A 7,369-nucleotide genomic window follows, 5' to 3' on the forward strand; every position below is an offset into this window, starting at 1 on the left:
GCCGTGGGGGCCCGGGCGGTCCCGCCGCCCGCTGATGACCGGTTCGCGCGGTGGCGGGAGGCCGGCCAGGCCCCGCTGCCGGAGGCCAACCCGCATGCCGATCCTGCCGGTCCGCTGTACGGGCGGGTGGTGTGCATCAGTGGTGAGCTGGAGGCGATGGGCAAGCCCGCGGCCTGGGAGCGCGTCGCCGAGGCCGGGGGCCACCCCGCCAAGAACGTCACGAAGAAGACCGGCGTGCTCGTCGCCGCCCGCGGTGACGGTGCCGGCAAAACCGCCAAGCACCGCCGGGCCGAGGCCTACCGTGCCCGGGGGCAGCGCATCGAGATCATCACCGAGGCCGATTTCCTCGCCCGGCTCGCCGTGTCCGGTTGAGGTCTGCCTGGTGAGGGCTCGGGCGGGGCCGCGTCGGCCGCCCTACAGTGGCGGGGTGAATCTTGATCTCGTAACGGTCGTCGTCGAGGAGTACGGCCCCGCGATCGACTTCTTCGTCGGCGCGCTGGGTTTCGAGCTCGTCGAGGACTCGCCGTCATCAACCGGCGACGGGCGCCCGAAGCGGTGGGTGGTGGTTCGTCCGCCCGGCGGCCGAACGGGGGTGCTGCTCGCCCGGGCGGACGGGGACGGCCAGGCCGCGGTGGTCGGGCGGCAGGTAGCCGGCCGGGTCGGTTTCTTCCTGCGGGTCGACGACGTCGATTCCGCTTACGGGCGGATGGTCTCGGCCGGGGTCGAGTTCGTCACCGCCCCTCGTGTAGAGCCCTACGGCCGCGTTGCGGTGTTCCTCGACATCGCCGGAAACCGCTGGGACCTCCTCGGTCCGACCGGGTAGTCCTGGGGCCCGGCCGTGACGCGGGTACGGTTCCACTCGCCCGCGGGGGTTCACGTGCCGGGGGATCCAGAGGAGGCTCCCGGTGGGAGCCGCTGGGCCAATCGCGGTGCCGACCGGGCCGGTTTCACCGCTGTTGGTGGGCCACTGGGCGCTGGTGGGTGGATGCTCCGGTTGGTGTTCTCGGGATCAGCCGAGCGTGGCTTTCGGCCGCTCGATGGCGAGGTGGGCGGCGACGAGGTCGGTGAGGACGGCGGCCACGTGGCGCGGCGACTCCAGCGGTGTCATGTGCCGGTGGCGGGGAGTTCGACGAGTTCGTCGCAGTGGGGGAGCAGATCGGCCAGGCGGTGGGCGTGGGCGATGGGGGTGAGCCGGTCGGCGGTTCCGTGCACGATCACGGTGGGGAGGTCCAGTTCCCGGGCGCCGTGTTCCAGGTCGAGGTCGGCGAGTACGGCGCCCCACCGTGCGCGGGTGGTGGAGGGGCAGTCGTGGATCAGCCGGGTGCAGAAGTCGACCATTCTCGGGTTGGTGTCGGGGGCCATCGTCATGTAGCGCAGGCCCGCGCGGGTGAGGGGGGTGATGGGGCCCAGGGGCAAGGGGGAGCTGAGAAGGAACCGGTGGCCTGCGGTTCTGAGCCGGGGGAAGCGTTGGGTTCCGGGAAGGAGGTGGGACCGGGCGAGCAGGTCGGCGCTTCCGGTGCTGGCCAGCAGGATGGCCGCGGCCCGGCCGCGTACCTGGGGGCGCTGCGCAGCGGCCATGATCGTCATGCCGCCCATGCTGTGGCCGCCGAGGATGGCTTTTTCCCCGGTGGGGACGGTGGCCTCGAGCACGGCGCAGAGATCGTCGGCGAGCGCCGTTGTGCTGTATCCGGTTGTGGCGGGTGCGGCGCTGCGGCCGTGGCCTCGCTGGTCGTAGAGGACGACGCGGTAGTTGGAGCCCAGCGTGGCGACCAGTGGCGCCCAGAAGGGGATGGAGCAGGTCCAGCCGTGGCTGAGCACGACGGTGGGGCCGTCGTCGCGGCCGTGTACCTCGACGTGCAGCCGGGTGCCGTCGGCCGAGTCAACCCGGAGTTCGCGGCGGGGGGCGGGGGTCATCGGTGCCCTACCTTTCTGATCTGGGCCTGAACTGGTCATTCGTAAGATCGGTGGACCCGGGGGCTCTGGGCATGGCTGTCATGGTTGAGCCGTCTGATGGCTGAGGAGGCTTGGCCACCCAGGGCCCCGCGACGACTCGACCGCTAATTGGGAGATGCGACGCGATCGCTGCTGTAGGGCAACGCCGGCGAGGTCGCCGTGGACCTGCGCACCCTCACCACCCGCCGCCTGGACCTGGTCTTCGACCGCACCCGGCAGATCAACCGGCTGCGCGCCCAACTGCTGGAGATCTTCCCGGCGTTGGAGCGCACCCTGGAGCTGACCAACCAGGGGCCGGTCCTGCTGCTGAGGGGCTACCAGACCCCGGCGGCCATCCGCCGCGCGGGAACGAAGCGAATCGAGACCTGGCTGAAGAACCGCAACGTCCGTGGCGCCGCCGCACTCGCGAAGGCCGTCGTTGAGGCCGCCCACTCCCAGCACACGGCACTGCCCGGTGAGAAGCTGGCCGCCGCCATGGTGGCCCGCCTCGCGAAGGGGGTGCTGGCCCTCGACGAGGAGATCGCCGAGCTTGACACCCTCATCGAGGCCCGGTTTCGCGAGCATCCGCACGCCGAGGTGATCGCCAGCCTGCCGGGCATGGGCGCCAGGCTCGGCGCGGAGTTCCTTGCCGCGACCGGCGGCGACACCGACGCCTTCGGCAGCGCCGACCGGCTGGCGGGCTTCGCCGGCCTGGCCCCGCAGCCGCGCGACTCCGGCCGCCTCAGCGGCAACCTGCGCCGGCCCAGGCGGTATCACCGCGGGCTGCTGCGGACCATGTACTTGTCGGCCATGGTCAGCCTGCGCTGCTGTCCGGTTTCCAAGGCGTACTACGACCGCAAGAGGCAGGAGGGCAAGGGGCACAAGCAGGCCCTGCTGGCCCTCGCCCGCCGTCGCGTCAACGTGTTGTGGGCGATGCTCCGTGACGGTGAGCGCTACCACGTTTCACCTCCCCTCACTACCGCAGCTTGACAACACGATTGGGAAGCCTCCTGTTGCGGTCCCGAAGCGGTGCTGGGGCTGTCCCTGCGCGGTTCAGGGGTGTTTCTTCATCCCACTTTTGTTACTGCTAGGTAGGTTGTGCCGCCTCAGCGTAAACCATGACAATACTTATTGAAAGGGTTGGTCGGTGTGGAATCGGCCGCAGGGCGCCGCGGCGCCCTGCGGCCGCATTCGCCGTAGAGGGCACCGGGCCGGCGGGTCCGGTAGCGTCCACGCCAGGGCGGCCGCACCCCGCCCCTTCCGCACAAGGGGAGCCACAGCGCAGATGAACGACAACGACGACTTCGCCGACGTTCTCCGGGCGATCCCGCTCTACCGTCCCGCTGAGGAGTCGCGGCGCGGCCGCATCAGCTCGACCACCGTGCACCCGGGCGAGGTCCTGCCCGCGAAGGTCGTCGTGGATTTCGGCTCCACCCCCGAAGGGCCCGACCAGGGCCCGGACCTGGAGATCGCGACCCGGAGCTGGGAGCACCTCCGCGAGCCGGGCGAGCGGGAGATCCGCGGCTTCTGCGGCGAACGGGACCTCATGGAGCGGCGCATGCGCGACCCGCTCAGTGCGCACTCCTTCGCCCTGCCCGAGGACGCGCGGTGGTCCACACAGACGATCGACATCGACGGCGCCCCGCACACCTTCACGGTGCTCGCCACCTCCCGCTCCTGGGTGGCCGCGGCCCTCCTGCCCGGGCCGTTCCTGGTCCGGATCTATACTCCGGCGCCCGGGCCCGCCCCCGGCGCGCTGCGCCGTATCACCTCAGTGGGGGAGCTGGAGCCCGTCCGCGGCCGCGGGTGACAGGCGAGCGCGGCGTTCCGGGGCATTTTCCCGGTCGTGTCCTAGGGTCGCCACTATGGTCCACGTTCTCGGCAGCCGCGTCCTGCTGCGGCCCACCGACCTCGAGCGCAGCCGCGCCTTCTACCGGGATTCCCTCGGCCTGGCGATCTACCGGGAGTTCGGAACGGCGGGACGGCTGGGCACCGTGTTCTTCCTCGGCGGGGGGTTCCTCGAACTGTCCGGCCATTCCGACCGGCCGCCCGAACCCTCGGCGACGCAGCTGTGGCTGCAGGTCCCTGACGCCGTGCAGACGCAGATGGAACTGCGGGAACGGGGGGTGGCCGTGCTGCGGGAACCGCGGAAGGAGCCTGGGGGCTGATCGAGATGCACATCGCCGACCCCGACGGCCTTCCGATCTACCTCGTCGAGGTCCCCAAGGACCATCCCATCCGCTACCGTCCCTGACCTCCCGCCTGCGCTTCGTTGCGTTCGCGGGCCGCGTGGTGCAACGGGCCGCGAGTCCGGGCGCCGGTCGGGAGGCGCCGCCTCTAGCACGCAGAACGCGATCGCTGGGCCGGCTCGGTGATCGGGCCGCCGGTGAGTAGGCGCCGAGGCCCGGGCCCCTCTTCGGCGCACTGGTCGTGCGGGTTGGACAGGGCGCAGGTGTCCAGGGAGAGGCAGCCGCAGCCAATGCAGTCGGTGAGGTCGTCGCGCAGCCGCCGCAGCTGGTCGATGCGGGCGTCGAGCTCGCTTCGCCACCCCTCCGACAACCGCGCCCAGTCCTCGCGGGTGGGCGTTCGGCCATCGGGGAGCTCGGCGAAGGCGTCACGGATACGGCTCAACGGGATACCCACGCGCTGCGACACCCGGATGAAGGCGATCCGGCGCAGCGTGTCGCGGCTGTAGCGCCGCTGGTTGCCCGCAGTCCGGCGGCTGTGGATCAGTTCCTGCCGCTCATAGAAGTGCAGCGCCGAAACGGCGACACCACTGCGGGCGGCGACCTGGCCGACCGTGAGCTCCTTGTTTTTCCACGAGACCTCGGTGCTCATACGCCCCCCCTGCGCTAACCTCAATGATCGTTGAGGCTACCCGCCGGCTTTCGCCGGGCACAATCGCCGCCCACAAGAGCAGGGGGCCGGCGGCCCGCGGCCCCGCACACGCCATACTCGGCCCAAGAGGCGTCGAGCAGGGCGGAGGAGAAGGTGGACAAGCCGAGCAACCGGTGGAGTGAGCTGACCGACGGCCAGGGCGGGCAGCGCTACGCCGCCAGGTTCGCCGAACTCGCGAGGAGCGGCACCGACGTGCACGGTGAGGCCCGGTTCTGCGACGCGCTGCTCGCCCCCGGCTCCCGGGTGCTCGACGCCGGATGCGGAACCGGCCGCGTCGCGGTCTGGCTCGCCGGCAACGGGCACCGCTGTGTGGGCGTGGACGTCGACGCCTCCATGCTGGCCGAGGCGCGCCGCGAAGCGCCGCAGCTGGCCTGGCGGGAAGCCGACCTCTGCGACGTGACGTCGCTGGGGCTGGAGCCCGGCTTCGACATGGTGGTACTCGCCGGCAACGTCATCCCGCTGCTGGCCGCCGGGACCGAGGCGAAAGTGGTCGCCGGCCTTGCGGCGCTGCTGCGGACCGGCGGCCTGCTGGTGGCCGGTTTCGGTCTTGACGCCCGGCACCTGCCCCTGTCCTCCGCGCCGGTCACCCTGGCCGACTACGACGCCTGGTGCGCTGAAGCGGGCCTGGCCCTGGAGCGGCGCTGCGCCACGTGGGAGGGCGCCCCCTACACCGGCGGCGGCTATGCCGTCAGTGTCCACAGGCTGCGCTGACCCCGTCCGCCGGGGCGGGCGGGGACGCGGTGCCGTCGAGCGTCAGGGGCCGGGCAGGGGTGCGTCCGGCCCGCACGCCGTTGGCGATGACGGCGACCTCGGCCGCCTCGTGCACCAGCACCACCGCGGCCAGGCCGAGCACGCCGGACAGCGCGAGCGGCACCAGGACGGTGATCAGCGCCAAGGACAGGCCGACGTTCTGCCACATGATCGCCCGGGATCGGCGGGCGTGGGCCAGGGCGCGGGGCAGGTGGTGCAGGTCCTCGCCCATGAGAGCGACGTCGGCGGTCTCGATGGCCACGTCGCTGCCCATGGCGCCCATGGCGACACCGGTGTCGGCGGCGGCCAGGGCGGGGGCGTCGTTGACGCCGTCGCCCACCATCGCCACCGGCCCCCAGGCGCGCAGGTCGCCGACGGTGCGGGCCTTGTCCTCGGGGAGCAGTTGGGCGTGCACGGCCTCGATGCCGGCCCGGCGGGCCAGCGCGGTGGCGGTTGCGGTGTTGTCGCCGGTGAGCATCGCCACCCGGTAGCCGCAGCGGTGCAGGCCGGCGAGGACCTCGTGCGCTTCGGGGCGCAGTTCGTCGCGCACCGCGATCGCTCCGATGAGCACTCCGTCGTCCTCGACGAGCACGGCCGTGGCGCCGTCGGCCTGCATCCGCCGCGCCGTCCGGGCAAGGGTGCCGGCCCCGATCCATCCGGGGCGGCCCAGCCGCACCTCGCGGCCCTCCAGTCGTCCGGTGAGCCCTGCGCCGATGACGGCCTGCACGTCGGTGGCCGTGAGCGGAGCCGCGACCTCGGCGCCGATCGCATGGGCGAGGGGGTGCTCGCTGCGGGCCTCCAGCGCCGCGGCCACGTCCAGGACCTGCTCGCGGGTGCGGCCGGGGGCGGGGGCGACCTCGATGACGGCCGGAGCGTTGCCGGTGAGAGTGCCGGTCTTGTCCAGCGCCACGACCCTGACACGACCGAGCGACTCAAGGGCGGCGCCTCCTTTGACGAGCACACCGTTCCTGGAGGCGGCGCCGATGGCGGCCACCACGGTGACCGGAACCGAGATCGCCAGCGCACACGGTGAGGCGGCCACGAGCACCACCAGGGCGCGTTCGACCCAGACCAGCGGGTCGCCCAGCAGGGCACCCAGGGCGGCGATCAGTGCCGCGGCGATCAGCACGCCGGGCACCAGCGGACGTGCGACCGTGTCGGCCAGGCGCTGGCCGGCGCCCTTGCGGGACTGCTCGGCCTCCACGATCGCCACGATGCGGGCCAGGGAATTGTTCTCGGCGGTGCTGGTCACCCTCACTTCGAGGGCGCCGGTGCCGTTCACGGATCCGGCGAGGACCTCGTCGCCGGGCCCGGCCTCCACACGCACGGATTCTCCGGTGATGGCGGAGGTGTCCAGTGCGGTGCGGCCCGAGCCGATGACACCGTCGGTGGCGATGCGCTCACCGGGCCTGACCACCATGGTCTCCCCGACACGCAGCTCCCCGGGAGCCACGGTGCGCTCGGCGCCGCCGCGCAGGACGGTGGCCCGTGCGGGGACCAGATCCAGCAGGGCGCGCAGGCCGCGGCGGGTGCGGGCGAGGGAGTACTCCTCCAGTCCTTCGGCGATGGAGTACAGGAAAGCCAGCGCCGCGGCCTCACCGATCTCGCCCAGGGCCACGGCGCCGACCGCGGCTATGGTCATCAGCGTGCCCACGCCGATCCTGCCCCTGGACAGGCGGCGCAGCGTCGCGGGGACGAACGTCTGCGCCCCCACCGCCAGCGCGGCGGCCTGCAGCGCCGGCGCCACCGGTTCGGGCGCGCCGGCCCACCCGGATGCGTAGCCCGCGGC

7 protein-coding genes and 2 pseudogenes are annotated in these 7,369 nt (G+C 72.5%); 6 read left to right on the plus strand and 3 right to left on the minus strand.

The genetic code is table 11. From position 1 onward, the window contains the following. Both VS93_RS29925 and VS93_RS25455 read left to right on the plus strand, forming a co-directional pair. On the plus strand, nt 1-372 hold a 372-nt coding region (locus tag VS93_RS29925), incomplete at its 5' end, for a BRCT domain-containing protein (RefSeq protein ID WP_046472388.1). Between the two features lie 55 nt (nt 373-427). Next, nucleotides 428-823 (plus strand): VOC family protein, encoded by a 396-nt coding sequence (locus VS93_RS25455; RefSeq protein ID WP_046472389.1) that lies wholly within the window; start codon nt 428-430, stop codon nt 821-823. A 281-nt stretch (nt 824-1,104) separates the two neighbouring features. Here VS93_RS25455 and VS93_RS25460 read toward each other — a convergent pair whose 3' ends face one another. Beyond that, nucleotides 1,105-1,914 carry an alpha/beta fold hydrolase gene (locus VS93_RS25460; RefSeq protein WP_338022802.1) on the minus strand — a complete coding sequence of 270 codons (810 nt, stop codon included), beginning with the start codon at nt 1,912-1,914 and terminating at the stop codon, nt 1,105-1,107. Nucleotides 1,915-2,103: 189 nt separating this feature from the next. Between VS93_RS25460 and VS93_RS25465 the strand changes: the two are divergent. From VS93_RS25465 to VS93_RS25475, 3 genes and pseudogenes are all read left to right on the plus strand, one after another. Then, a pseudogene (locus VS93_RS25465) lies at nt 2,104-2,922 on the plus strand (IS110 family transposase); the annotation flags it as partial. 295 nt (nt 2,923-3,217) lie between these two features. Further along, nucleotides 3,218-3,742 carry a hypothetical protein gene (locus tag VS93_RS25470; protein WP_046472390.1) on the plus strand — a complete coding sequence of 175 codons (525 nt, stop codon included), beginning with the start codon at nt 3,218-3,220 and terminating at the stop codon, nt 3,740-3,742. 55 nt (nt 3,743-3,797) lie between these two features. Continuing rightward, nucleotides 3,798-4,186, plus strand: a pseudogene (locus VS93_RS25475) (VOC family protein). 83 nt (nt 4,187-4,269) lie between these two features. Here the strand turns inward: VS93_RS25475 and soxR are convergent. Next, nucleotides 4,270-4,770: a redox-sensitive transcriptional activator SoxR gene (gene soxR, locus VS93_RS25480; RefSeq protein WP_046472391.1), complete on the minus strand. Its 501-nt coding sequence runs from the start codon at nt 4,768-4,770 to the stop codon at nt 4,270-4,272. Nucleotides 4,771-4,923: 153 nt separating this feature from the next. Here soxR and VS93_RS25485 point away from each other — a divergent pair, with 153 nt between their 5' ends. Next, on the plus strand, nt 4,924-5,541 hold the full coding sequence (locus VS93_RS25485; RefSeq protein ID WP_046472392.1) for a class I SAM-dependent methyltransferase: 618 nt from the start codon (nt 4,924-4,926) through the stop codon (nt 5,539-5,541). On the opposite strand, the gene VS93_RS25490 is transcribed toward VS93_RS25485, so the two are convergent. Then, nucleotides 5,519-7,369 (minus strand): heavy metal translocating P-type ATPase (locus tag VS93_RS25490; RefSeq protein WP_046472394.1); only part of this gene is annotated, 1,851 nt, incomplete at its 5' end. The genes VS93_RS25485 and VS93_RS25490 overlap by 23 nt on opposite strands.

Origin of the sequence: Allosalinactinospora lopnorensis, assembly GCF_000981225.1 — a bacterium.
Classification (GTDB): domain Bacteria; phylum Actinomycetota; class Actinomycetes; order Streptosporangiales; family Streptosporangiaceae; genus Allosalinactinospora; species Allosalinactinospora lopnorensis.

Bases quoted from the DNA above. Each gene is read 5' to 3' on its own strand.
- VS93_RS25460 (WP_338022802.1), bottom strand. From the start codon at position 1,914: ATGACCCCCGCCCCCCGCCGCGAACTCCGGGTTGACTCGGCCGACGGC.
- soxR (WP_046472391.1), bottom strand. From the start codon at position 4,770: ATGAGCACCGAGGTCTCGTGGAAAAACAAGGAGCTCACGGTCGGCCAG.
- VS93_RS25470 (WP_046472390.1), top strand. From the start codon at position 3,218: ATGAACGACAACGACGACTTCGCCGACGTTCTCCGGGCGATCCCGCTC.